The sequence below is a fragment of the Wenzhouxiangella indolica genome (assembly GCF_042310355.1).
In the GTDB taxonomy this organism is placed as follows: domain Bacteria; phylum Pseudomonadota; class Gammaproteobacteria; order Xanthomonadales; family Wenzhouxiangellaceae; genus Wenzhouxiangella.
The window spans coordinates 177373-203677 of the sequence record NZ_JBHJMR010000005.1 but is presented as its reverse complement, the minus strand read 5'-3'; the positions used below and the strand labels follow the sequence as shown (position 1 = coordinate 203677).

The following is a 26305-nucleotide window of genomic DNA, read 5'->3' as shown; positions in this document are numbered from 1 at the left end:
GATCCTCCGACCGAGTCTTCGCGAAGCCCGCTCCGCGAAGGGGCCAGCCCGCTCCCGGTTCCAGTCCTGAAACCCCGGATCGTGGGACTTTGACTTTGAGAAGCGCTTTTTCGTATCTTTTTTCGCTTTGGAAAAAAGGTACTCGCCGAAAGCGCCTGCGAAGCAGGCCGGGCGAAACCGCCTTTGACTTGTCGAGGCCACCACAGCGCCCGGTGGCGCCAGCAAAAAGATGCGTCCCTGCCTGGCGGCCTTCACGAAACCTACGGACGCCTGCCCTCCCCCCCAAAAACCCTGACTCCATACAGCCGCTCATCGGGGATAAAACCCCGACCCCGCGTGGGCCAGTGCAAACGCGGCGTATCACGCTCGTACATCACCGACTTGACTTGCGTATCACCAATCAGCGTTACTATCGACACAATCCCACTTCGAGAACGAGGAGTTCATCATGGCAACAAGAGCCTATGGCGCAGAATCACAGACGTCCGGTGTCGCACCACTCGAGATCGAGCGTCGCGAGCTGCGTGCCGACGACGTGCGCATCGACATCGAGTACTGCGGGATCTGTCATACCGATATTCATTTTGTCGAAAACGACTGGGGCATGACCGACTATCCGGTCGTTCCCGGGCACGAGATCGTCGGGCGCGTTACCGCCGTGGGTGACGCCGTCGACGGCTTCAAGGTCGGCGACCGCGTGGGCGTGGGCTGCCTGGTCGACTCCTGCCGCGAGTGCCAGGCCTGCGAGGAAGGCCTGGAGCAGTACTGCACCGGCGGCAACGTGTTGACCTACAACGGCCAGGACCTGCACGACGGCTCCAAGACCTATGGCGGCTACTCCGAAGACGTCGTCGTCAGCGACCGCTTCGTCGTAAGAATTCCCGACGGCCTCGATCCGGCCGCGGCCGCACCCCTGCTTTGCGCCGGCATCACGACCTATTCCCCGCTGCGCCATTTCGGCGTCGGCGAGGGTCACCGAATCGGCGTGATCGGCATGGGCGGACTGGGCCATATGGGCGTCAAGCTCGCCCGCGCGCTGGGTGCGGAAGTGACGCTGTTCACGCGCTCGAGCGACAAGGCGGCGGAGGCCAAACGCCAGGGCGCGCATCACGTTGTCGTCTCCACCGACGCGGCGCAGATGGAAGCGGTGGCCGGTCATTTCGACTTCATGCTCGATACCGTGCCGGTCGCGCACGACCTCAACCCCTACATCGCCACGCTCAAGCACGACGGCATTCACATGCTCGTGGGCATGCCCGAGCCGGTCGACCCGCCGCTCGACGCCGGCCCCCTGATCTTCGGGCGCAGGTCGCTCGCCGGCTCGCTGATCGGCGGCCTGCCCGAAACCCAGGAATGCCTCGACTTCTGCGCCGAGCACGGCATCGAGTGCGATGTCGAGATGCTCGACATCCGCGATATCAACAAGGCCTACGAACGCATGAAACGCGGCGACGTCCGCTATCGCTTCGTCATCGACATGGCCAGTCTCGGCAAGGGCTGACTGCGTTCGGCAGGCCGGGGCATCCCCAGGGTGCCTTGGTCACCGAATCGACGCAGCCCGACAGGCCCGACCTACCGTCAGTCTCCCGCAGAATCGCTGCCCGCCCGAGCGGGCGGCGACTAGCGCGTCAGCGTGCTCGCCCTGATCAGCTTTCGAATGATCGCTACTCGATCAGCTTGAACTCGAGCCCGGCGTGTCGTTCCAGCCGCTCGAGCAGCTTACCGCCGAGAGCCGTTGACGGCGTCCAGATGCCGCCCGGGCAGTCGTCCGCAGACAGGTCGAGCGCCAGGGCCAGGGCCGTTTCGCCAAGCATTTTCGAGGTCGAACCGTAGCCGGGATCGCGATCGCCGCTGACCGACACGCGCATGGACTCTTCGCCGGCTTCGTTGCGCCCGTCGATGGCGATCTTGAAGAATCCCGCCTCGCGTGCTTCGGCCGAAGGGCCCTCGCCGGGCTTGGGCAGCACCAGCTTCTTGAGCAGCGCGCGAGTCGGCCCGAGTGCCGCGCCCACGGCGAATGCCCCCATGCCGAGCGAGACCGTGGTCGCCTTCATGCGGCCGGAAAACCCGCGACCGGTCATCACGGCTTCGTCGTAGCGGAAGTCCTTGCCGTAGCCGTGATCGGACAGGGCATTGGACTTGAGCACCACACGGGTGTTGATCGCGGCCATGACGAACGGTGCCGTCCACACCTCGAAAGCCGGGTCGTAACTCGACTTCGAGACGTAGGGCTGGCGTTCGCCTTCGCGTGAGTCCGGCGGGCATAGTGCGTAGGGATTCTTGAGAACCCGCGCGACGCTCTTGTCGCGCCGCGCTTCCTCGACGATATTGAGCATCGAGGCGTAGGTGCCCCCGCTCAGGCCGCCCTTGGCCGCCTTCACGCGCATGCGCACGCGGGCCAGGGGCTTGCCGAATTGCTCCTGCGCCTGCTTCTGCAGGAACCACACCCCCATATCGGAAGGAATCGAATCGAAACCGCAGCAGTGGACGATACGCGCCCCGCTCTTTGCGGCCGCATCGGCGTGCGCGTCCAGCATGCGCCGCATCCAGGGCACTTCGCCGGACAGGTCGCAATAGTCGGTGCCGTTGGCGGCGCAGGCGGCCACCAGGTCGGAGCCGTGCAGCGCATACGGTCCAACCGTGGTGCAGACCACGCGCGTGCGCTGCACCATGGCGTCGAGCGAGGCGCGGTCGTGACTGTCGGCGACGATCAGCGGCAGGCCGGCCGCCATCTCGCCGAGCTCGATGCGAATCTTCTCGAGTTTCTCGCGGCTGCGCCCGGCCAGCGCCCACTTGAGCTGGCCGCCGACGCCGTGGCGCCGGACCAGGTGTTCGGCCACCAGGCGGCCGGTAAAGCCGGTCGCGCCCATCAGGACGATATCGAATTCGCGCTCGCTCATGCTGTCCCCGTCGTTGAAACCACTGACCCGGAACGATAGCACGCTGGCGCCAATCAGGCGTGTTCGTCCAGCCCCAGGTCGAGACACGGCGCGGAGTGCGTGATCGCGCCGACCGAAACGACGTCGACCCCGGTGGCGGCGATCTCGCCGACGTTTTCCAGGGACACGTTGCCGGAGGCCTCCAGCGTTACGCCACGCCCTTTCGCCGCGAGCACGCAGCGCCTGAGATCGGCCGTGCTGAAATTGTCCAGCAGCAGACTGTCGGCCCCGGCGTCGAGGGCCTCGTCGAACTGCTCGATCGAATCGATCTCGGCGGCGACGCGCAGCATGTGCCCGGCAAAGGCCCGGGCGCGCCGGATCGCTTCGGCCACGCTGCCGGCCACGGCCACGTGGTTGTCCTTGATCAGGATGGCGTCATCAAGCCCGAAGCGGTGACGCGCCCCGCCGCCGGCACTGACCGCTTCCAGCTCCAGCGCGCGCAGGCCCGGCGTGGTCTTGCGCGTGTGGGCGATGCGGGCTCGAGTACCGACCACGGCATCGACATAGCGCCGGGTCAGCGTGGCGATACCGCTGAGCCGCCCGAGGAAGTTGAGGGCCGTGCGCTCGGCGCTGAGAATGCCCGCCGCCGGGCCCGAGAGATCGGCGATGATCGTCCCGGGGTCGAGCGGATCGCCGTCGCCCTCGTGCCAGTCGATCTCGATGGCGGGGTCGACCTGGGCGAAGGCCTCGGCCGCCGGCTCGACGCCCGCGAGCACGCCGGCTTGCCGGGCCACCAACCTGAATCGACCGATCGCCTCAGCGGGCACGGTAGCCCGGGTGGTGACATCGCCGCGGCCGCCGAGATCCTCGGCCAGTGCGCGGGCGACGACTTGCGCAATCGGGTTGCGCGGCAGGGTAGCGTTCATGTTCGGGTAGTCCTCAGCTCATGCGGTCAGCAGGCCGGCGCGCGACTGCGCCAGCGTCATTCGGCGGGACCGGCCCGCCGCGGCCGTTTCAGGATAGTCGCTTCGGTCGTGTGCCCCCCGGCTTTCGCGCCGTTGCAGGGCGGCCGCGGCGATCAGGCGAGCCGCCACAAGCTCGTCCGCCGCACCCCAGCAGGCCTCGAGCTCGTCGATCGTTTCAAGCAGGCGCGCCAGTCCGTCGGCATGGCGTACGACGCCGGCATGCGCCGACATGGCCGCCCGCAGGCACCCGAGCGCGCTCGGCGACATGACGGGAGACGGTCGCGCCTCGATCGGTCGCGAGCGCCGCTGCTCGGCATCGGCCAGGGCCTGGCCGGCGCGTGCGCCCATCACCAATGCTTCGGCCAGCGAATTCGAGGCCAGGCGGTTGGCGCCATGCGCCCCGGTGCAGGCGACCTCGCCGACGGCAAGCAGCCCGGGCACACCGGTCGCTCCGTCCAGGCCGGCCGCCACGCCGCCCATGTGGTAGTGGGCGGCCGGTGCGACCGGTATCGGCTGGCTGCGCGGATCGATGCCGGCCGCCATGCAGGCCCGGAAGACGGCCTGGAAACGGTCCGGAAAGGACTCACCGACCGCTTCGCGAGCATCCAGGAAGGCGCCCGCTCCGGTCTGCACTTGCCGGTGTACGGCGCGCGCCACGACATCGCGCGGCGCCATCTCGGCGGCCGGATGGCAGGCCGGCATGAAACGCCGGCCCCGGTGGTCGACCAGTACGGCACCCTCGCCGCGCAGGGCCTCGGTTGCCAACGGCGCCGGATGGCGGGGAATGTCGATGGCGGTCGGATGAAACTGCACGAACTCGGCGTCGCGAACGTCCGCGCCCAGCCCCACGGCCCAGGCGAGGGCCCGGCCCCGGTTGCCCGGCGGGTTGGTTGTCAGCGCGTAGAGTCCCCCGACTCCACCGGTGGCCAGCACGGTGACCGCGGCCGGAAGCGATTCGGGTCGGCCTTCTTTGGTCTCCGCCAGCACGCCCGCGCAACCGCCGTCTTCGCCACGCAGCAGGCCCACCACCCGGGTGTGTTCACGCACTGTCACGTGCGGAGCCCGATTCGCGGCCGCGACCAGGACGCTGACAATGGCCGCGCCGGCACGATCACCGCCGACGCGGGCGATGCGGTCGCGCCCGTGCGCGGCCTCGCGCGAGAGCGCCCAGCGGCCGTCAGCGTGATGTTCGAATGCAACGCCCAGGCGCTCGAGCGCGCCGACCTGCCCGACCGCTTCGCGCGCCAGTGCCCCGGCGACCTGCTCGTCGACCAGGCCGGCGCCCGCGGAGACCGTATCGGCCGCGTGCAGTTCGGGGCTGTCGTCCGGCCCCAGGGCGGCCGCGATTCCGCCCTGGGCCCAGGCCGTGGACGACTGTTCGCCGAAGGTACCGGAGGTGAGCATCAGAACCGGCCGGGGCGCGGCGTTGAGTGCCGTCCAGAGGCCGGCGATGCCGGAGCCGACCACGATGACCGGCAGCTGGGACTTCATCGCTATCAGACGCTGACGTAGTCGGCGGCGCGTTCGGGCCTGGAGGTGTCGAAGGCCGGCGGCTTGCCGACCCGGGGCAGATCGAGCATCGCCCGGAGGCTGGCCCGGGCCCGTTCGGCGACATCGGCCGGCACTTCGATCTCGAAACGCAGGTCGCGCAAGGACCGGTAGATCTTCTCCAGCGTGATCCGCTTCATGTGCGGGCACAGGTTGCAAGGCCGGATGAATCGCGTTCCCGGGTTGGCGACGGCCACGTTGTCGCTCATCGAACACTCGGTGATCAGGATGGCCTTCTTCGGCCGGTGCTCGGACACGTAAGACGACATCGCGCCGGTCGAGCCGGCGAAGTCGGCCGCCCGCAGGACTTCGGGTGGACACTCGGGATGCGTGATGATCATCGCGTCCGGATGCTCGACACGAAGTTGCTCGATCTCCGCCCGGGTGAACTTCTCGTGTACCTCGCAATCGCCTTTCCAGGTCAGAATGCGGATCTCGGTCTGGCTGGCGACGTTCTTCGCCAGGTACTCATCGGGAATCATGATCACCGTGTCGCTGCCCCACTGCGCGGCGACGGCTTCGACCACGGCGACGGCGTTGGACGAGGTGCAGCAGATATCGGACTCGGCCTTGACCTCGGCGGAGGTATTCACGTAGGTCACGATCGGGACATCCGGGTAGGCCGCGCGAATCCGGCGCACGTCCTCGCCCGTGATCGACGCGGCCAGGGAACAGCCCGCATCCAGGTCCGGAATCAGGACGGTCTTGTCCGGCGACAGGATCTTGGCGGTCTCGGCCATGAAGTGGACGCCGGCCTGCACGATGACTTCCGCCTCGGCTTCGGCCGCGACCTGGGCCAGGCGCAGGGAGTCGCCGGTGATGTCGCCGACACAGTTGAATATCTCCGGCGTCATGTAGTTGTGCGCCAGGATCACGGCATCGCGCTCGACCTTGAGCCGGTTGATCGCGTCGATCAGCGGCGCGTGCAGGGGCCACTCCGCCTCGGGAACGACGTCTCGCACGCGCCGGTAGAGCGCATCGGTCCGGCTTCGAACGCCCTCGTCGTAGGGGAGTTCGGCGGGTGACTCGGGATAGTGTTTCTGCATGATCCTGTGACCGTCAACCAGATTCGACGGCGGCATGTTAGCCGCTCGAGAATACAGATGGGGCGCACGGAAGCGTTTTTCCACTGCCGAGATTTGCCTTCCGGGCGGCAGCCCCCGACAATAGCGGGCTTGCACCGAAACGAAGGCCCAGAATGACCGCTCGCGCCATCCTTGCTCTGCCTCTCGCCCTGCTCGTCTCGCTGGCTTCGGCACAGCCCGACGAACTCAGCCTCGAGCGAATCTTCGACAGCCCCGACCTCGCGGGCCCGACGCTGCGACGCGCCGAGCTCTCGCCGGCCGGCGACCGGGTCACCTTCCTCAAGGGCCGCGAGGACGACCGCAGCCTGCTCGACCTGTGGGAGTACCACATTGCCGACGACAGCACGCGCGTGCTCGTCGCCGCCGACGAGGTCATGACCGAGGAAGTCGAACTCTCGGCGGCCGAACAGGCCAGGCGGGAGCGGGCGCGCATCGCCGACCTGCGCGGCATCGTCGACTACCGCTGGTCGAGCGACGGCCGCTGGCTGCTGTTTCCCATCGGCGGCGACGTCTTCGTGCTCGACATGCAGGCCGAGGCGCGAGAAGTGCGCCAGCTGACCGACTCCGACGCCTTCGACACCGACCCGCAGATCGCCCCCGACGGTCGCCACGTGGCCTTCGTCCGGGAGCGCGAACTCTGGCTGGTCGAGATCGAAAGCGGCGAGGCGCAGCCACTGACCGACAGCGCGACCGACACCGTCGCCAACGGCATGGCCGAGTTCATCGCGCAGGAAGAAATGGGTCGCTCGACCGGTTTCTGGTGGTCGCCGACCGGCGATCATGTCGCGTTCCTGCAGATCGACGAATCGCCGGTCGAAGTCACGCGCCGCTACGAAGTCCAGGCCGATCGCATCGAGATGGTCGAGCAGCGCTACCCCTATGCCGGCACCGACAACGTGACTTACCGGCTCGGTGTTGCCGACATCGAAAGCGGCGAGATCGAATGGATGGATATCGGCGAGGAATCCGACATCTACATTCCCCGCGTCAAGTGGCTGCCCAACGGCGAGCAGCTCAGTTTTCAGCGCCAGAGCCGCGACCAGCAGACGCTCGAACTGGTCGTCGCCAACATCGACGACGGCGAGGCACGCACGCTGCTGACCGAGACCAGCGAGACCTGGATCAACCTCCACGACGACCTGCATTTTCTCAGGGAGATGCCGGCCTTCGTCTGGTCGTCCGAGCGCGACGGCTTCCGTCACCTCTATCTCTACGACTACGAAGGCGAACGCCTGCGTCGGCTGACCGAGGGTCAATGGCAGGTCGATTCGCTGGCCGGCGTGGACGAGGAGATGGGGATGGTCTACTTCACCGCCTCGGAAGTCTCGACCACCGAGAAGCACCTCTACCGGCAGTCGCTGATCACCCGCTCGCCCGAGGTCGTCAATCGCGTATCGCGCCGCTCGGGCTGGCACGACATCGCCATGGACCGCGATGCGCGAGTCTACGTCGATACCTTCTCCAACAGCCGCCAACCGCCGCAGCTTTCGCTGCACAACGTCGACGGCGAGCGCCTGGCCTGGCTGGTGGAGAATCGCCTCGACGACGATCATCCCTACGGACCCTATCGCGACGGCCATCGCCCCACCGAGTTCGGCACCATCGTCGCGCCCCAGGGCCACGAACTCCACTACCGGCTGATCCGGCCGGCCGACTTCGATCCCGAAGCGCGGCACCCGGTGTTCGTCCACGTCTACGGCGGCCCGACGCACCGCATGGTCACCGACAGCTGGTCGCGGCGCATGCTGATCGACCAGTACATGGCCCGCCGCGGGTACCTGGTGTTTTCGCTCGACAACCGCGGCGTCGAACGCCAGGGCAAGGCCTTCCAGGACGCCGCCTGGCTCAAGCTCGGGCAGGTGGAAATGGCCGACCAGATGGTCGGCGTCGACTGGCTGCGCTCACAGGATTTCGTCGACCCGGATCGTATCGGCATCTTCGGCTGGAGCTACGGCGGCTACATGAGTTTGATGGCACTTGCCCAGTATCCGGGCGAGTTCGCCGCGGGCGTCTCGGTCGCGCCGGTCACCGACTGGACGCTCTACGACACCCACTACACCGAGCGCTACATGGGCAAGCCGCAGGACCAGGCCGAGGCTTACGAGAGTGGCGATGTGCTGAACTACACCGATGAAATGACCGACCCCCTGCTGCTGATCCACGGCATGGCCGACGACAACGTGCTCTTTACCCACTCGACCCGTCTGATGCACGACCTGCAGGCACGCGCCTTTCCCTTCGAGCTGATGACCTACCCCGGCGAAAAGCACGCCATCGCCGGCGAGGGACCGCGGCTGCACGTCTACCGCACCATCACCGATTTCTTCGACCGGCATCTCGAACCAGGAAAGGCCGAAGACTGATACCCGAAGCGATGACGACAATCCATGCAACCACCGAACACACCGAATGCACCGAAAGGAAAAGCGTGTTCTGTTCGGTGTATTCAGTGTCTTCGGTGGTTGCAAGTTTTTCATTACAGCATCAATCCGATTAGCAGAATCCGACCATGACCGACATCGGCACACCGCATTCGTCCACGGCCACCCGCGTCATGCTGCTTGGCAGCGGAGAACTCGGCAAGGAAGTCGTCATCGAGCTGCAGCGGCTCGGCTGCGAGGTCATCGCCGTCGACCGCTACGATCATGCGCCCGCCATGGCCGTCGCCCATCGCCACCACGTCATCGACATGCTCGACCCCCAGGCCGTGCTGAGCATCGCCGAGCTCGACCGGCCGCACCTGATCGTGCCCGAAATCGAGGCAATCGCGACCGACGCCCTCCTGTTGCTCGAGTCCGAAGGCTACAAGGTCATTCCCACCGCCCGGGCCGCCCACCTGACCATGAACCGCGAGGGCATCCGGCGCCTGGCGGCGGAGGAACTCGAGCTGCCGACCTCGCCGTTCCGCTTTGCCGACACGCGCGAGGCTTTCGAAAAGGCCGTCGCCGAGATCGGCCTGCCCTGCGTGGTCAAGCCGATCATGTCGTCGTCCGGAAAGGGCCAGAGCCTGGTCCGCGACAAGGCTGACATCGGATCGGCCTGGGACTACGCCCAGTCCGGCGGGCGCAGCCGCGAGGGCAAGGTCATCATCGAGGGATTCGTCGACTTCGACTACGAGATCACCCTGCTGACGCTGCGGCATGCCGACGGCACCCTGTTCTGCGAACCCATCGGCCACACGCAGGAAGACGGCGATTACCGCGAGTCCTGGCAACCGCAGCGGATGAGCGAGCTGGCTCGGCTGGAAGCCGAACGCATCGCCGGCGCCGTCACCGACGCGCTCGGCGGGCTCGGCATTTTCGGCGTGGAGCTGTTCGTCAAGGGCGACCGGGTCTGGTTCAGCGAAGTCTCGCCGCGGCCGCACGACACCGGCCTGGTTACCCTGATCTCGCAGGATCTTTCAGAATTCGCCCTGCACGCCCGCGCCATCCTCGGCCTGCCCGTCCCGCACATCGTCCAGCGCGGTCCCAGCGCCTCGGCCGCGTTGCTGGTCGAAGGCGAATCGAAGCAGGTCACCTTCGGCAATCTCGACAAGGCGCTGGCCGCGCCCGACACCGACCTGCGCCTGTTCGGCAAGCCCGAAGTGAAGGGGCGCCGCCGCATGGGCGTCACACTCGCGCGCGGCAAGGACATCGCCGATGCCCGGCGAAAGGCGACCGCGGCGCGGGACGCGATTTCCGTCAAGAGATGACGGAAGGAAGGTTTCAGGTTTCAGGTTTCAGGAGCGCTTGGCGAAGCCGATGGTGCGCTGCCGAAAATCCTTTCGCTGTGCAAGCCGATGACTCCGCAATTAATCGAAGCCGTTCCGGAACCCCGAACCCCAAGAACCAATCCGAGTTCGCAACCGTAATCGCTGCCACCTCCCCTTTCGCGAAGCCCCACAACCATCTTTTCCTGAAACCTGAACCCTGAAACCTGAACCCTTTCTTCAAACCAATCTCGCCCCTTCCCCGTACGGCGCCACATCCAGCGCCTCGCCCGAAGCGATGCGGCCCTGCACGTCCTGCCACCAACGGGCGTCGAACAGCTCGCCGTGGGCCTCCTCGAGCACCTCCAGGTAATCGCGCCTGAGCGCCATGAAACGCGGAAACTCCTCGGGGAAGACGTCGTTTTCGGCCACGTGAAACCAGGTCTCGTCGTTGTAGACGTCGATATCGTCCGTGGCCCGGGGCATTTCGCGAAAGCGGCAATCGGTCAGCAGGGCGAGCTCATCGTAGTCGTAGAAGACAACCCGCCCCGAGCGCGTGACGCCGAAGTTCTTGGGCAGGAGATCACCGGCGAAAATATTCGACCGCGCCAGGTCCTTGAGCGCCTGTCCCATGTCGACCAGGGCCTGGCGGGCGCCGCCGGCCTCGACCTCCGACAGGTAGAGATCCAGCGGCCGAACGCGACGCTCGACGTAGCAGTGGCGAATCACCAGGTCGTCACCGTCGACCCGAACCACCCGGGAGCACTCCTCGAGCAACTCCTCGAGCAGTTGCGGTGAAAAGCGGTCGCGCTCGAAGCGCAGGGACTTGAACTCCTGGACATCGAGCAACCGCCCCACCCGATCGTGGCGATGCACCATCTGGTAGCGCTCGATGACCTGGTGTCGCTTGATCGTCTTCTCCGGCGCGAACTTGTCGCGCAGCAGCTTGAAAACCAGCGGGTAGGACGGCAGCGTGAACACGGCCATCACCATGCCGCGCTTGCCCTCGGCCACCTCGAAGCGCTCGTCGGGATTGTCGCTCAAGTGCCGTCGGAAAGCGCGGTAACGCTCGGTCTTGCCCTGCTTGGCGCGCCCGAGCACGGAGTAAAGCTCGTCCACCGGCTTGTCCGGCAGCAGGCTGCGCAGGAACACCACCGCATCCGCCACCGTGGGCAGATCCGCCAGGAAGTAGCTGTAGGTGTAGCCGAACAGGATGCTCAGCTGCAGCCGCCGGGTCAGCAGGGCATCGACGGCGATCGCTTCGGCATCGAGCCGCAGGGCGATCACGCAAGGCACGTGCCGGGTTCGGCCCAGCACGCGGCCGACCAGGTAGGCGCGCCCCTCGCGGTAGAAGATGGTTTCCAGCAACTCGATGCACAGCGCCTCGTCGCCTTCGAGCACGCCGGCCATGCGCTCGGCCAGGCGCACTGCATCGGCTCCGGCGTCGGCCCAGGGCAGGCTGAACGCGAAGTCCTCGAGGATGCGCACGAAAGTGTCGGTGAGGCGCTCACCGACGATGTAGGTGTATCGCGCCACCGGATGGGTGATGCGATCGCTGGGCTGGAAATCGAAGGCCACGAACTCGATCGCCGGATCGACGCCGCGCGTCTTGAACAGGCGCCGCGTGATGGTGTTGAAGAAAGTCTTGTAGAGCTCTGCGTCGAGCTTGCGCTCGATCAGCGCCCCGAAGGCGACGCGCATGTCACGCCAGATGCTGCGCGAGAAAAGTCGGTTGGCCAGCAGCCCCTCGAGGCGCGAGATGGTCTCGTTGACCAGTTGGTCGTAGAGTTCCAGTCGGGCGACGACATCGGCGCGCATGCCGGCGCGGTTACCCTGCTCGAAGCGGCGTTTGCCGCGACGGGTGATGTCGGAGAAGCTCGCGTTGTAGTCGTCGAAACCGTCGATCACCAGGCCGCAGGCCTCTCTGACCAGCTCACGATGACGCCGATCCTGGCGGCGGCTGTCGACAACTCGGGACATGGATCGATTGTACCGGCAATCAACACGGCGGGTTCTTCTGAGCTGTTTTCGGGAAGCCGCCTGCAGCGGCTACTGCTCAGAATTCGTCAGTTGGACCAGGGCGTCGCCCAGGCCGGTCAGGTAGATCGGGCCACCATCAGTTGTCAGGATCATGCCGGTGACAAGCCCGGGCAAAGGCGACCACATATCCGGGCCGAACAGTTCCAGGCGCGGTTCGCCGCTTGCGGCCCGGCGCCGCCATTCGACCATGAGCCGATCGTGTTCTTCCGTATGCGGGTGGAAGGCCGTCGACCATTCGCCGGAATCGGGATCGACGACCAGCAGGGCGTTGGCGATCGGTGAGGCAACCCAAAGCCGACCGGCGGCATCGAGTTCGATATTGTCCGGCGTCGGGACTTCGGCGATCACGCGACGGTTCGACAGTCTGCCGGTAAGCGAAGACATCTGGTAGCCGATGATGCGATCGGCCATCGTTTCCGCCACGTACAGGTAGCCACGCTCCTCGTCAATCACCAGGCCATTGGCGAAATCAAACCCGGAATCCATGCGCCGCAGATCGGGAATAGGCTCGTGATCATTGGTCGGCGAGAGGCGAAAGAGCGCGCCGTCCATGGGTTTCGTATCGATGGCCTCGAACATCCTGGCCTCCGAATCCGGGCCATTGTTCTCAGTCGACTGGGTAAACCAGACCGCGCCGCTTCGGTCGCGACGCACCGAATTGACCCCGAACTCATGCTGGTGAATTCGCACGACCTGCTCGGTTCGACTGTTGACCCGGTAAATGGCCCCGGTCAGCACATCCGCCACCAGCACGTGGCCCCCACCAGGCTCCAGCGCGACGCCGTTCGGGCCGGCGCTTCGGGACGGTGGTTCGTGGATGTATCCCGCTGCCTCGAAATTGCCGAACGGGCGTTTCGCGCCATCGGGGCTCAGCGCGACGAGGCCATGCTCCTGGTCGGCGATCAGCAGCGTGCCGTCGGCGAGCATCACCCCGTCTTCGGGCCGTACCAGCGAACGATCGGCCGGCACCAGCGCGACCTGCTCTAGTGCGTCAACATGTGACTGCGTGACGCCGCCCGCAGCCGATGAATCATTCATCGTCGCCACCAAGGCGGCTGTGTCGGTGTACTGCTGGAATGCGACCAGCTTGCCGTCCTGAACCGTCCAGGAATGCACGAACGGAATGTCGATCGTCTTGCTAGTGGCTTTCCAGGTCTCCTTGTAGCGGCCGAAAACCACAACGCGATCGCGTTCGACGACGTACTCGTGCGGCGTAACGCTGATGTCTTCCCATTCGCCGACCAACCGCGCCATCAATCCGGACATGACGGCCTCGGGCCCGATGTAGGGGTTCAGGTCGGCGTACGGATTGCCCTCGGCCTCGTTCCAGACGATGTCCGTCGCCATCAACCCGGCGAATCCCTCCATGTCGCCCACGGCGAACAGGCTATAGACGCTCTCGACCACTGAACGGGATGACGCCTCACCCGATGTGCCCGCTTGAGCGAAAGTACCCAAGGCGAGGGCGAGTAGCGCAAGACAAACTCGTTGCATGTTGGCATTCCTTGTGGAGATGGATGGTGTGTCGGACCAGGTCTTCGGCAATCCTTACTCCGGGTGCAGGTAGAACACCTTGCTCGTGATCTGCCATCGGCCGTCGATCCTGACCAGCGTGAAGAAGTCGGTGAAGCGGTGGCCGGTCCAGTTGTCAAGTTCGATTCGAACGCTGGCGGCGGTCCCTTCGACGTCGAGCCCAATATCGCCGACCTCGAGGTCGGCCGCCGGCCCGTTCTCGGTGTGCCAGTCGTAGAACATCTCGATCCCACCGGCGAAAAGATCCGGGCCGACGTAGCCGCAGATCGTGGCCAGTTCGTGGAAGATCGGGCGCAGTGTATCCACACTCCCTGTTCGGCCACCTTCGATGTAGGTGTCCATCAGCGCCTTGATCTGGAGGATATCGTCCTCGGCGAGCGGACTGTTCATCGACTGTTCTCGTTGTTTGGATGGATTGTGGTTGGGCCACGGTGCGAAGGAAGATCGGGCGTGTCGAGCGTCAGGCTCATCGCTCGAGTCCCGGCTCAGGGAACGCCTCAGAGCAATGCACTGACTGCACCTCGAATCGGCGAGACCGGCTCGTGAGCGGAGCGTACGCGGAAGTCGTCCAGGGAGCCGCCTTCACGCACGGCCGCCAGCCACGCTTCGGGATCGAACTCGACGCCGACCGGGTTGACCTCGAAAGGCGGTCCGGAAATATAGGCGTTGCACTCCTCGGCCGTATCGAAGGCATCGACCTGGAACTCCATCTGGTTGCCGTCGGGGTCGGCGTAGTACATGGAGATTGTCAGTCCGTGGTGGACGCACCAGTAGGGCTCGATACCGTTGGCCCTGCAATGCTCGTAGCTGGCGAAAAGATTCTCCAGGGACGGGTACGTCCAGGCCAGGTGATCGACGCCGACCCAGCTTTTTGTTTCAGGTTCGGATCCGTCCGGATCGATCACGGACAGGTCGAGGAACGCGAAGCGATGGTGTTCGTCGTCGAAGGTCATAAAGCTCATCGCCGGGTTCTGGTGCTGAACCCTGGCACCGAACACGGCGCTGTACCACGCCAACATTTCCGCAAAGCGTCGGGTGCGGTAGACCACGTGGGCCAGTGCTTTCGGGGTAGCAGTCATATCCGGAATCTCCAGTACGTTTCAGTAGTTGTTCCTTCGCGTCTCTGCGTCTTTGCGCGAGCCATTGACCTTTTACTCATAGAAAAAGCGCTCCTCGATGATCCGCCCCTCGCGCACCGCAAATACGGCGATGCGGCTGTGCGGCGTGCGCCGGCCGGCGTGGGCGATCAACATGTCGGCAAACAATGCGAAGTGATCCCCGGTCACGAAAGGGCCGTCAACGCTCAGGTCCTCGATACCGTGAGTCGCAAGCCAGCACAGGTTTCTGGCCCGCACCGCCTCAATACCCATGCACACCTGGTCGGCGCCGTCCGGCAGCGCGTGCGGCTCGATGCTCACGACGTCCTCGGCCCAGTACTTCTCGCCGGCGGCGCGGAATTCACCAGCCAGCCACAGGGCCGTGAAATCGGTGGCAACCGAGGCCACGTCCGGTGGCGGCGACGGTTTGTCACTGCGCATCACTGGACTGCCATGAAAGGGCCGTCATGAAAGGCTCCGAAGTTGGATAACGCATTACATGCTTGATCGGAAGGGGGTTGCTGCGCTGCAAGGAGATGGTTACCTCGCAGCGCAGCGTTCGTTCAGATCACTTCAACGTGATTTCCCGGGTCATGTACTCGCCCTGGATTTCGCGAATCTCGTTATACAGATCGAGTACCTTCTCGTTGCTGGCATCCATGTTCTCCTGTCCCCAGGCTTCCATGAACTCGTTGTATCGCTCACGGCTAGGTGCCATCATTTCCGTACTTGGGAATTTGATGACCAACAAGAGATCGAAAGCACCAGGCGCCGGAGCCTGGTTGGCATGGATCGAGTAATACTCGACATGGCCGAGAGACTTCGCGACTTCATTGGCTGCAACCCAGGTCGACTTCAGGCCTTCCAGATAGATTTCCTGAGTACCCGGATCGAGCTTGACCATGGTCAGTGACCAGACAGCGTCTGAGACTTCATAGTCTTCCCAGACTTCCAGTTGGGCGGCTGCCGGCGCGGCAAGGCACAGGCCAAGCAGCAGTGAGAGCGAGACTGCGCACGTACGTAGGAGATTGGACTGTTTCACGGTGTTTCCTCTTTGGGTTTTGGTAATGCTGAGGTTTGATACCGCTCGATAGCGGCATCTTTGGTTTGCGGATACAACGCCCTTGAGTACAAGATCATTTGCTGTGCAAGAGGACGTTTTCATGCCGCGACTGCCCGCCGCAGCTTGGGCGCTGTACCGTAGGTCAGCGCCCGCCACAGCCATTCCATCGGGCCGTACTGGAATCTTTTGAGCCAGAGATTGGAGAGCACGGCCTGGGTGAGATACACCGCGCAGGCGAATGCAAGCAGGGTCTGGATCGACCACAGCCCGGCCTGGTCCAAACCGACGCCGTAAAAGACCGTCAGTCCGATCAGGGTCTGGCCCAGGTAGTTGGTCAGCGCCATGCGCCCGGGCGCGGCCAGCAGCCGCAGGCTGCCCGAAGCACGGCGCCACAGCAGCACGAAGCCAGCGGCGTAGGCCAGGCCGAGCGGAATCACGGCGAAGGTGTAGGCAATGACGGCATACAAGCCGTTCAGGGAATGCGGCCGCTCAAAGCCGATCCCGTCGAGTGCGGCCAGGATCGGGCCGGCGATCAGACCCGACAATCCACCAGTCAGCAGCACGCCGACCAGCAGCCGGGTATTGCCGAGCAGTTCACCGCGCGCGAGCCTGCGCCCGGCCCACAGGCCTAGCAGCATGATCGCGAACAGCTTCGGCCAGCGCCAGGTGTCGAACAGATAGCCAAAGCGAAGCACACCCAGCCCGAAAGACGCTTGCAGTCGCTCGATCCAGTCGCTCAGGCGGAGCTCGACCAACGGATCCTGAGCCCCAGGTGGCATCAAGGCATAAGCCAGGTTGTACAAGCCCAGGCTCTGATCCACGCCCAAGGCCCAGAACAGCGCGTAACCGACGATGGGCACGAGCAACGCCAGGCCCGCGACGATCAGCACGGTCCGGTCGGTCCAGTGACGAACGGCGAGCAACACGAAACCGAGCAGCGCGTAAGGCGTGAGGATGTCGCCCACCCAGAACACGAAAAGATGGATCAGGCCGAGACCCAGCAGGATGCTCGTACGCCGCAGGTAGATCTGACTGGCGGCCGCGCCGCGCCCTTCCAGCCGCTGCAGCTGAAGGGCGAAGCCCAGCCCGAACAGGAAGGAGAAAAGGGTATAGAACTTGCCGTCGATGACGGCCAGGTGCAGGAAATCGATCAGCTCGTGTGCGTTGCCGGCCAGCGTGTATTGCTGCTCCGCGCCGAGAAACTCCCAGCCGCTGAAGAAGCGGATATTGGCCAGAAAGATGCCGAACAGGGCCAAGCCTCTGAGCGCGTCCAGCACTTCGTGGCGTTCGTTGCTTGCGATCGGGGCGAGTTCAGTCATGCTGCGCCGACAGGCTGATTCAATGTGATGTTCATCACAAAATAGCCTGCGCCGCGGCCGGCACCGAATCAACGGTGCCAGCGTCAAACTTACGTCATTTTTGCGTCAATCGAAGTGGCTAGCTGCTGTTGTTCAGAGGGGTTCCCTAACGCGACGGATCCCAGCTGCGGGCGCCCAGGAAGATCAGGCGCAGCTGCATGATGAAATTCTCGGTCAGCTCCTTTTCGGCCTGGGCCTGACCTTCGGGCAGATCGAGAATATCGGTGGCGGCATTCATCATGGTGGTGACCACCAGCCCGCAAATCATTTCCAGCGCATCCATCGGCAGGCTCGGCATCAGGTTCATATCGCGCATGTCCTGGGCCATCTCATTGGCGAAATGCGACTCCTCGATGCGGATCGCCTTGCGAATACGGGGCGAGCCACCGCCGCGGGCACTGGCGGCAAAACGAAAATAGCGGTGGTTGTCCTTGACGTAATTCTTGTAGATCAGCACCGAGCTGCGCAGGACCTGGGTTGGCGGCAAACCCTGTTGGCGCGCCTCGCGAAGCAAACGACGAAGGGTCAGGCCGCAGGCTTCGACCAGCGCCAGCCCCAATTCGTCCAGATCGCTGAAATGCCGGTAAAAGGCTGCCGGCACCACGCCGGCTTCGCGCGTCACCTCGCGCAGGCTCAAGGAGGAAAAGCCGCGGCCCGACTCCATCAGGTCCAGCGCAGCATTCAGAAGCTGCTCACGGGTACGCTGCTTCTGTTCACTGCGGGTCGCAGGCGGCGAGGCTTTCGCCCCGTCGCGAGCGCGCCGGGGCGCGTTCGATCCGGCGCTCATGGCAAGTATTTCTCTGTCATCGTTCCAGTATATCCCAGCCCGCTGCAGCGCCCGCCTCGCCGCCCGGAGCTCAGCGCGGCCTGGCCGCAAGCCGGGGCCGGGCTTGACAATTCATTCTCCGACAACCATTATAGTGAACACTTGTTCACTATATTTGAGCGCTTTCGATGGACACCCGGTCCGCCAATCACCCCTTTCCGCTCAGGCGCCTGCTGCTGGATGCCAGCCGCCCGTTCAGCGACCCTGCGGCCTGGAATCGCGTTATCCAGCGCATCAACCCGCTGTGGTCGACTTCGGAGATTCGCGCCCGGGTCGTCCGCAGGGTCGAGGAAAGCGAAGATACTTTCAGCCTGTGGCTTCAAACCAATCGACACTGGCAGGGCCACCAGGCCGGCCAGCACGTGGCCCTGGGCGTGGAGATCGAAGGCATCATGCGGCGGCGAGTGTTCAGCATTTCCAACAGCGCCAACCGGCCCGGCAAGGGCGCCCGCCTATTGCGCGTAACCATCCAGCGCCAGGATGGAAACGGCGTCACACGATGGCTGCACGCCAACGCTGAAGTTGGCCTGGTCCTCGACCTGAGTGCCGCCGGGGGCGAGTTTGTGCTAACGAACCCCCCGCCGCGCCTGCTTATGATTGCCGGCGGCAGCGGCATCACGCCGCTGATGGCCATTCTCGAGCACCTGGCCCGGGACCGATTCGATGGCGATATCGTTCTACTTCAGCTCTGCCGCAATGCCGATCGGCGCCTGTTCGGCAGCGAGCTCGACAGCCTGGCTGAACGCCTGCCTGGCCTGTCGATTCAAGTTCACGCCAGCGCTGCCGACGGCCGACTGGATGTGCGCCGGATCCCGGAACTCGTTCCCGACCTGGCCGACCGCCACACGCTGCTGTGCGGACCGGCCTCGCTGATCAGCGACGTCGGCAAGGCCTGGGAGGCGCTCGCCCCGGCCGGCCAGCTCCAGTTCGAGCGCTTCGCGGCACCGCGAGCCCCCGCACGGCCCGGTGCCGAACAGGCCGTTCACGCGCTGCGATCGGAACATACGTTCACTCAAGGCTCGGGGCTCAGCCTGCTGGAAGCAGCGGAGGCCGCCGGGCTGACGCCCCCGCACGGCTGCCGCGCCGGCCTGTGCCGGACCTGCCTGTGCAAGAAGCAAAGCGGCACGGCGCGCAACCTGCTGACCGGGCTGAGTTCGAGCCAACCCGACGAATGGATCCAGCTGTGCGTTTCGGTCGCCGAAACCGAGCTGGAACTGGCGCTTTGACCGAACGGCGCTCCCCGACTTTCATCATCAATCTGATTCTTTTGAACAACGACCTGGACAACGACATGAGCCACAAGACCCAATTGACCCCAGAGCAGCTCGATGGTCTGGCCCGGGAACTGGATGCCTTGCGAACCGAGGTAACCTCCGATCTGGGCGAGCGCGATGCTGAACATATTCGAAAAATCGTGCGCCGCGCCCAGGGCAGCGCGATTGCCGGGCGCGGCCTGCTGATGTTCGGTTTTGATCCGATCAGCTGGGTTGTGGGGGTGTTTGCCCTGGCGCACGCCAAGATCCTGGAGAACATGGAGATCGGGCACAACGTGATGCACGGTCAGTACGACTGGATGAACGACCCGGAGCTGAGCTCGCAGAGCTACGACTGGGATATCGTCTGCGCGCGCGAGCACTGGATCAATTCGCACAATGTCGAGCACCACGACCACACCAACATTCTTGGCAAGGACCATGACTACGGCTACGGCATGCTCCGGCTGACCGCCGAGCAGCGCTGGTCGCCCGCCGCACTGCTGCAGCCGCTCTGGTACTTGCTGCTGGCCATCAACTTTCAGTGGGGCGTGGCCATCCACGACATCAAACTGGGACGCTACTTCAAGGGCCGCATGAGCCGCAAGGAACTGGCCCGGCGCTCGCGGCCGTTCTTGCGCAAGGCATCGCGGCAGCTGTTCAAGGACTACGTGTTTTTTCCGGCGCTGGCCTTCTGGCAGTGGCCGCGCGTGCTGCTGGGCAACCTGTGCGCCAACCTGATCCGCAACCTGTGGACCAACGCCATCATCTTCTGCGGGCACTTCACCGAAGACGCCCAGACCTTCACCCGGCAGGAAACCAAGGACGAGACCCGCGGCCAGTGGTACCTGCGCCAGATCCAGGGCTCGAGCAACCTGGAAGGCAAGCGATGGTTTCATGTCCTCAGCGGCCACCTGAGCCACCAGATCGAGCATCACCTGTTCCCCGACATGCCGGCGCCGCGCTACGCCGAGATCGCCCCGCGCGTGCGCGAGATCTGCCAGCGCTACGGTATTCACTACAACAGCGCGGGCTTCTGGACTCAGTACGGGTCGGTACTCAAGCGCATTCTGGTCCATGCCTGGCCGACCCGGCCCGAAACGCCCGAACGTGTGGCATCAAGCTGATCAACGCGGTTGAGGCAGCAGATCCGGCCAGCCGTATTTTTCCCAGGCAGCGACCAGTCCGATGCGCGCGGCGAATTCCAGAAATTCGGGGTGAAGACGGATCTGGCGAATGGGTTCGATATCGGCCCAGAGCGACATCAAGCAATACATGTTGGCCGGGGTGATCTGGGTTCCGAGGGTCTTGAAGACCATCCGGGCGTAGCCCATCCAGATAGCCGGGGCGACGATGCTGGTGTCACAAGGATCCGGCAGGGTTGCGTGGAGGTAGTCGAGCATGGCGCAGTACACCTTCCGGTGGACCGCACTCCCGCTGCAAACACCCCTGGCGGCCAGCCGCCAGTAGGTATCGAGGGCCGGTCCGCCGAGCGGCCGGGTGCCCGCCGGAGGAAAGATCACGGTGTTCATCAACAATCGCGTCTGCCAGTACTGCTCCACCGCGCGCTTGCGATCGCCCGATGCCGCCGTGGCCACCGCCAGCCACATCGAAGGCAGGCCGAGATCGACCATGCGCTGGCCGGCTGCGACGGCTCGATGGAGGTTTCCGAGATTGAGCTGGGCGACACAAAGCATCCCGAAATTACGGCCGTTGACCGGGTCCTGGTCGATCGCGGCCTCGATGTAGGGCAAGGCCTCGCGCGTTCGGCCGATGTAGAGCAGGAACGAACCCAGGCGCAACGCAACATCCGGATTGTCGGGCTCGAGTCGGTAGGCTTCGTGCGCCAGATCGAGCGCGCCGACCGGATCGATCCGGGTCCAGCGGTGGATTCCCAGCATGGCGCGCGCGTGGCCCTGAGCCGGATCCAGTTCGATCGCCCTGGCCGCGCACTCGGCCATACGGGCCGACTTCTCGAGCCGGTCAAGGCATGGGGTGTAGACCACGGTGTAGACATGGGCCTCGGCCAGCGCCGTCCAGCATGCGGCGAACTCCGGGTCGATCGCCAGCGAGGCCTCCAGCAGTTCGACGGCCTTGGCCAATACGCCGTCACCGATCGCGCGCGCGGTCAGCGCGCGGCCCTGGAGATAGAGTTCGTAGGCTGCCTTGTTCGGCGTGGTCCGGCGCACCCCCGGCAACCCGATCTCGCGGTCGAGCGCGCTGGCCAGCTCACGGCTCACGGTCCGTGCGATGTCTTCCTGCAGGCCGAACAGGTTGCCGGTGTTGCCGCCATACCCTTGCGACCAGCTCTCGAAGCCGCTGTTGCCGTCCACCAGGCTCACATGAACCCGCAACTCGTCATCCCATCGCCTGACCGACCCCTGGACGAGGTGAGAGACGCGAAGCGCACGGGCGATCTCCGGCAGCGGCCGTTCGGAGTCCCTTGTGTTGAGCGACGATCCGCGACCGGCAACCAACAGTTGCGGCGATTGCCCCAGGGTGGTGATCAGCTCGTCGAAAAGCCCCTGGGCGAAATGGCCCTGATCATCGGCTGCATCAAACGACTTGAACGGCAGCACCGCAATCCTGATTCTTGAATCGGATTTGCTGGCCCCGGTTGACCGATCCCGCAGCCGCCAGGCATTCAACAGTCTCGCGTGTTCGCGGTCGTGTCCCCGTCGCTGCCAGTCCGAAAGTGCGTCCTCTACGGCGCGTTGCAGGCGCTGCTCGACCTGTGCGCGGCGAACGCCCAGCCACTGCTGGAAAGGTTCGCCAAACTCCAGACGACCGAGCAACGGTCGGCCGCCGATTTCCAGCAGCAGCTCGCTGGCCTCCGGTTTCGGGCCGTGGCTGAGGGCCGATTCCAGTTCGGCCAGGTCGGATGTCACGGCCGCGGCATTGACGGCGACACGCTCGCGGGTGGCGTCGAAAAGATCCGGCGAAATCGGCGATAGCTGTTTCTTCAAGCCCAGCAACGTCTGCCTCAGGCTCGCCCGGGCCTGCGCCCTGAAGCCCCCGCGCCACAGCAACTCGCACACCCGGTCACGTTCGATGGGGACCCCCGGCTGCAGGCACAGAATCGCCAGCAAGGCCCGGGACCGTTTCCCGGTCAAGACGATTTCCCGGCCGTCGGGGCCGGTCAGCTTGAAGGCGCCGAACAGAGAGGCATGGAGTGGAGAACAGACACCCCGAACTCGCTCATGCTCGTTATTGGGAAAAGCCAGTTTCACTTCGATAACTCAGCCAAAAACCGGGGGCAGGTGCCCTGGACAAACTCGAAGGCTCCCAAGTGGTAGATTTTTGTGATCAAGTTCACATAATACTCAATCAGCTTGCCCGCAACCAGTCGGCAGTCACAGGCTTGTACTTTCATATTGCAGAATGTCTGAAGTCGAGTGCGGCGAACGTGAAAGCCCATTCACTTTTGTCGACGTAGTATTAGGCTTGCATGACCACAACCAATTTCGACAGGAGGAACACTTAATGAAGAATCAGGCCGTATTCTGGATTGTCGCAGCGGCTTTTGCCGTGTCGTCCCTGGCCTGGGCAGACAGCAATTACAGAACATTCGACCAGGAAGCCCAGGCCACGCTGACGCCCGACGAAGCCCTGGAGTTGCTGAAGGAAGGCAATGCCCGTTTCGTCGCCGGCGAGTCCATTGACCGCGACCTCATCGAGCAGCAAAAAGCGACCAGCACAGGCCAGTATCCGTTTGCCGTCGTGCTGTCGTGCCTCGATTCCCGCTCGGCACCCGAAGTCGTGTTCGACCAGGGCGTCGGCGACCTGTTTGTCGGCCGAGTTGCAGGCAACGTCGTTGATACGAACCTGCTGGGAAGCTTTGAATTCGCTACCGCGGCGGCCGGTTCCAAGCTCATCGTGGTCATGGGCCATACCGCCTGCGGCGCCGTCAAGGGCGCCTGCGACGGCGTGGAACTCGGCAACCTGACCGCCCTGCTCGATGAAATCGAACCGGCGGTGGATGCGGTCAGCACGCCCACCGGCACCGACCGAAGCTCGGCCAACGCCGAATTCGTCAACGATGTCGTCGAGACCAACGTACGCATGCAGGTCAACGAGCTGCTGCGTCGAAGCGACGTGGTTCGTGAATTGGTCGACACCGGCCAGGTCAAGGTCGTTGGAGCGGTTCACGACATCAGCACGGGTGAAGTCACCTTCCTCTGATGCCTTGACGCGGCTCCCGCCGCGCAGGCCGCAGCACTTGCAGCCCCGGTCATTTCGATGGCCGGCGCTTTCACTACAGACGAGTTATCGGGCCTGTACACGCATAGCGACGCGTGCCCCCATCATCCAGTGGGCCATCTTTGAAGCGACCCGTTAGCCGCTGTCGCGCCAGCCCGAGGTGATGGGATACCGGCGATCACGCCCGAAAGCCTTGCGGGTAATACGCGGGCCCGGAGCGCCCTGGCGGCGCTTGAACTCGGCGGCGAGCACCATCCCGGCGACCATGCGCACCACGGCCTCGTCGGCATCGACGGCTGCAATCTCGGCGATCGACTGATCCTGCTCGACGTAGCGGGTGAGGATGTCGTCGAGCACGTCGTAGGGCGGCAGCTTGTCCTGGTCGGTCTGGTCCGGTCGCAGCTCGGCCGAGGGGGCACGGTCGATCACCCCTTGCGGAATCGCCTCGGAGACGGTATTGCGCCATTCGGCGAGTTCATAGACGACGGTCTTGAGCACGTCCTTGATCGGGCTGTAGCCACCGCACATATCGCCGTAGATGGTCGAGTAGCCGACCGCCAACTCGCTCTTGTTGCTGGTCGCCAGCGGCAGGTGGCCGAACTTGTTCGACAGGGCCATGACGATATTGCCGCGCGCCCTCGCCTGCAGATTTTCCTCGGTGAAGTTCTCGCGCGTGCCCTCGAAAACCTCGGCCAGCTGCTTGAGCTGGGCCTGGTAGATCGGCTCGATGGAAATATTCTCGTAGCGCAGGCCGAGCAGCTCGATCTGCTCGCTGGCCAGGATCAGCGAAAGCTCGGAGGTATGGCGCGAGGGCATCATCACCGCCAGCACCTGTTCGGGGCCGAGCGCATCGGCGGCGATGGTCGCGGTAATCGCCGAGTCGATCCCCCCGGACAATCCCAGGACGACGGATTTAAAACCATTTTTGAGGGTGTAGTCGCGCAGGCCGCGCTTGAGCACTTCCCAGATAACCGGCAGCCGTTCGGTCTCACCCGCCGGCCAGTGCCGGTAGTCGTAACGTCCGCTGTCGGCATCGAAGTCCACGCACAGCAATGCGTCGGCACACAGCGGCGCCGGACCCGACAGCTCGCCACGCCCGTCGATCGCCATCGAGTGGCCGTCGAAAACCAGCTCGTCCTGGCCACCCACGCAGTTGAGATAGATCAGCGGCAGGCCGGTCTCGCCGTATCGGTCGGTGAGGATTCCAGCGCGGTCCTCATGCTTGCCCTCGAAGTACGGCGAAGCATTGGGCGAGACGATGATCTGTGCGCCCGCCTCCCGGGCCGCCTGCGCTGCTTCGGGGGTCCACATGTCCTCGCAGATGATCACCCCGACCTTGACGCCGCAAACATCGACAACCAGGGGCTTGTCGCCCGGAACGAAGTAGCGACGCTCGTCGAAGACCGCGTAATTCGGCAGGTCCCACTTGTCGTAGGTGCCGATGACCTCGCCCTCGCGCAGCCAGGAGACGGAATTGAAACGCTTGTCGCCCTCGGCCCGGGGATGGCCGACGATGACGTCGATACCGCGCACCTGGCTGGCAAGTTCCGACAGGGCCTTGGCCGACGAGCGCATGAAGCCGGGACGCAGCACCAGGTCTTCCGGCGGATATCCGGTCAGCGCCAGCTCGGGAAAGACAATCAGGTCGGCGCCCAGCTCATCGCGCGCTTCGGCCATGCGAGCCAGGATGCGATCCCGGTTGCCGGTGATATGGCCGACCTGGAAGTCGTCCTGCGCCAGTGCAATACGAAGCATGTCGACCCAATCCCTAGAATGAAGAAACCACCGAATTCACCGAAAACACCGAATGATTTTCTTCTTCGGTGTATTCGGTGGCTTCGGTGGTTCCCATGTTTGAGTCCACTACCCGCTCGACGGGCAATGGAATCCTACTTGAGGCGTCCCGCGATCGCTTCGCCCAGCTCGGTCGGGGAACGCACCGTGGTCACACCGGCCTCTTCGAGCGCCTCGTACTTGGCCTCGGCCGTGCCCTTGCCGCCGGCGATGATGGCGCCGGCATGGCCCATGCGCTTGCCCGGGGGCGCGGTTACGCCGGCGATGTAGGCAGCGACCGGCTTGGTGACGTGATCGGCGATGAACTCGGCCGCTTCTTCCTCGGCCGAACCGCCGATTTCGCCGACCATGATGATGCCCTCGGTTTCCGGGTCTTCCTGGAACAGCGACAGGCAATCGACGAAGTTCATGCCCTGGATCGGGTCACCACCGATGCCGATGCAGGTCGACTGGCCCAGGCCCACCTGGGTGGTCTGGTAGACGGCCTCGTAGGTCAGCGTGCCCGAGCGCGAGACCACACCGATCTTGCCCTTCTTGTGGATCTGGCCCGGCATGATGCCGATCTTGCACTCGTCGGGCGTGATGATGCCCGGGCAGTTTGGACCGATCAGGGTCACGTCGTCGTAATTGTTGAGCGCGGCCTTGACGCGCATCATGTCCAGCACCGGGATACCCTCGGTGATGCACACGATGATGCGCACGCCCGCATCGGCCGCCTCGAGGATGGCGTCGGCCGCGAACGGCGGCGGCACGAAGATCATCGAGGCGTCGGCGCCGGTTTCTTCAACCGCTTCGTCGACGGTGTTGAACACCGGCAGGCCCAGGTGGTCCTGGCCGCCCTTGCCCGGCGTGACACCGCCGACCATGCGCGTACCATAGGCGATCGCCTGCTCGGAATGGAAGGTGCCCTGGCTTCCGGTGAAACCCTGGCAGATGACCTTGGTCTTTTTGTCGATCAATACACTCATTGCTGATT

At 64.5% G+C, this 26305-nt stretch carries 21 protein-coding genes; 6 read left to right on the top strand and 15 right to left on the bottom strand.

Annotation, left to right across the window (positions count from 1 at the left end; genetic code table 11):
• The first annotated feature begins 448 nt into the window (after positions 1-448).
• Positions 449-1501 carry an NAD(P)-dependent alcohol dehydrogenase gene (locus ACDC67_RS08410; protein WP_376692245.1) on the top strand — a complete coding sequence of 351 codons (1053 nt, stop codon included), beginning with the start codon at positions 449-451 and terminating at the stop codon, positions 1499-1501.
• A gap of 163 nt (positions 1502-1664) precedes the next feature.
• Here the strand turns inward: ACDC67_RS08410 and ACDC67_RS08405 are convergent, their stop codons facing one another.
• The 4 genes from ACDC67_RS08405 to nadA are packed head-to-tail and all read right to left on the bottom strand — an operon-like array spanning position 1665 to position 6474.
• Positions 1665-2900: a saccharopine dehydrogenase family protein gene (locus ACDC67_RS08405; protein ID WP_376692243.1), complete on the bottom strand. Its 1236-nt coding sequence runs from the start codon at positions 2898-2900 to the stop codon at positions 1665-1667.
• Between the two features lie 53 nt (positions 2901-2953).
• Positions 2954-3805: a carboxylating nicotinate-nucleotide diphosphorylase gene (nadC, locus tag ACDC67_RS08400; protein WP_376692242.1), complete on the bottom strand. Its 852-nt coding sequence runs from the start codon at positions 3803-3805 to the stop codon at positions 2954-2956.
• An 18-nt stretch (positions 3806-3823) separates the two neighbouring features.
• Complete coding sequence (locus ACDC67_RS08395) at positions 3824-5335, bottom strand: L-aspartate oxidase (RefSeq protein WP_376692240.1); 1512 nt, start codon at positions 5333-5335, stop codon at positions 3824-3826.
• A 5-nt stretch (positions 5336-5340) separates the two neighbouring features.
• Entirely contained in the window at positions 5341-6474 is a 1134-nt protein-coding gene (gene nadA, locus ACDC67_RS08390) for a quinolinate synthase NadA (RefSeq protein ID WP_376692238.1), read from the bottom strand.
• A 116-nt stretch (positions 6475-6590) separates the two neighbouring features.
• On the opposite strand from nadA, the gene ACDC67_RS08385 reads away from it, so the two are divergent.
• Positions 6591-8840 carry a S9 family peptidase gene (locus ACDC67_RS08385; RefSeq protein WP_376692236.1) on the top strand — a complete coding sequence of 750 codons (2250 nt, stop codon included), beginning with the start codon at positions 6591-6593 and terminating at the stop codon, positions 8838-8840.
• Between the two features lie 146 nt (positions 8841-8986).
• Positions 8987-10168 carry a formate-dependent phosphoribosylglycinamide formyltransferase gene (gene purT, locus ACDC67_RS08380; RefSeq protein ID WP_376692235.1) on the top strand — a complete coding sequence of 394 codons (1182 nt, stop codon included), beginning with the start codon at positions 8987-8989 and terminating at the stop codon, positions 10166-10168.
• Positions 10169-10405: 237 nt separating this feature from the next.
• Here the strand turns inward: purT and aceK are convergent, their stop codons facing one another.
• From aceK to fabR, 8 genes are all read right to left on the bottom strand, one after another.
• Complete coding sequence (gene aceK / locus ACDC67_RS08375; RefSeq protein ID WP_376692233.1) at positions 10406-12145, bottom strand: bifunctional isocitrate dehydrogenase kinase/phosphatase; 1740 nt, start codon at positions 12143-12145, stop codon at positions 10406-10408.
• A 69-nt stretch (positions 12146-12214) separates the two neighbouring features.
• Complete coding sequence (locus ACDC67_RS08370; RefSeq protein WP_376692231.1) at positions 12215-13612, bottom strand: SMP-30/gluconolactonase/LRE family protein; 1398 nt, start codon at positions 13610-13612, stop codon at positions 12215-12217.
• 141 nt (positions 13613-13753) lie between these two features.
• Complete coding sequence (locus ACDC67_RS08365; protein WP_376692229.1) at positions 13754-14128, bottom strand: nuclear transport factor 2 family protein; 375 nt, start codon at positions 14126-14128, stop codon at positions 13754-13756.
• A gap of 107 nt (positions 14129-14235) precedes the next feature.
• A complete protein-coding gene (locus tag ACDC67_RS08360; RefSeq protein ID WP_376692228.1) occupies positions 14236-14817 on the bottom strand; it encodes a VOC family protein in 582 nt (193 codons plus the stop codon).
• 72 nt (positions 14818-14889) lie between these two features.
• Positions 14890-15276, bottom strand: a complete 387-nt coding sequence (locus ACDC67_RS08355; protein WP_376692226.1) for a SnoaL-like domain-containing protein — start codon at positions 15274-15276, stop codon at positions 14890-14892.
• Between the two features lie 127 nt (positions 15277-15403).
• A complete protein-coding gene (locus ACDC67_RS08350; protein ID WP_376692225.1) occupies positions 15404-15877 on the bottom strand; it encodes a hypothetical protein in 474 nt (157 codons plus the stop codon).
• Between the two features lie 119 nt (positions 15878-15996).
• A complete protein-coding gene (locus ACDC67_RS08345; RefSeq protein WP_376692223.1) occupies positions 15997-17217 on the bottom strand; it encodes a DUF418 domain-containing protein in 1221 nt (406 codons plus the stop codon).
• A 145-nt stretch (positions 17218-17362) separates the two neighbouring features.
• Complete coding sequence (fabR, locus tag ACDC67_RS08340) at positions 17363-18133, bottom strand: HTH-type transcriptional repressor FabR (protein WP_376692221.1); 771 nt, start codon at positions 18131-18133, stop codon at positions 17363-17365.
• A gap of 77 nt (positions 18134-18210) precedes the next feature.
• Here fabR and ACDC67_RS08335 point away from each other — a divergent pair, with 77 nt between their 5' ends.
• Together ACDC67_RS08335 and ACDC67_RS08330 are read left to right on the top strand one after the other, a co-directional pair.
• Entirely contained in the window at positions 18211-19308 is a 1098-nt protein-coding gene (locus tag ACDC67_RS08335; RefSeq protein WP_376692219.1) for a ferredoxin reductase, read from the top strand.
• Positions 19305-20462, top strand: a complete 1158-nt coding sequence (locus tag ACDC67_RS08330; RefSeq protein ID WP_376692217.1) for a fatty acid desaturase family protein — start codon at positions 19305-19307, stop codon at positions 20460-20462. The genes ACDC67_RS08335 and ACDC67_RS08330 overlap by 4 nt, the downstream gene beginning before the upstream one ends.
• Here ACDC67_RS08330 and ACDC67_RS08325 read toward each other — a convergent pair whose 3' ends face one another.
• Positions 20463-22448, bottom strand: a complete 1986-nt coding sequence (locus ACDC67_RS08325) for a hypothetical protein (protein WP_376692216.1) — start codon at positions 22446-22448, stop codon at positions 20463-20465.
• Between the two features lie 370 nt (positions 22449-22818).
• On the opposite strand from ACDC67_RS08325, the gene ACDC67_RS08320 reads away from it, so the two are divergent.
• Positions 22819-23517: a carbonic anhydrase family protein gene (locus ACDC67_RS08320; RefSeq protein ID WP_376692214.1), complete on the top strand. Its 699-nt coding sequence runs from the start codon at positions 22819-22821 to the stop codon at positions 23515-23517.
• Positions 23518-23670: 153 nt separating this feature from the next.
• Here ACDC67_RS08320 and ACDC67_RS08315 read toward each other — a convergent pair whose 3' ends face one another.
• Together ACDC67_RS08315 and sucD are read right to left on the bottom strand one after the other, a co-directional pair.
• Positions 23671-25290: an NAD+ synthase gene (locus tag ACDC67_RS08315; protein ID WP_376692213.1), complete on the bottom strand. Its 1620-nt coding sequence runs from the start codon at positions 25288-25290 to the stop codon at positions 23671-23673.
• Between the two features lie 134 nt (positions 25291-25424).
• Complete coding sequence (sucD, locus tag ACDC67_RS08310; protein WP_376692211.1) at positions 25425-26297, bottom strand: succinate--CoA ligase subunit alpha; 873 nt, start codon at positions 26295-26297, stop codon at positions 25425-25427.
• Positions 26298-26305 lie beyond the last annotated feature (8 nt).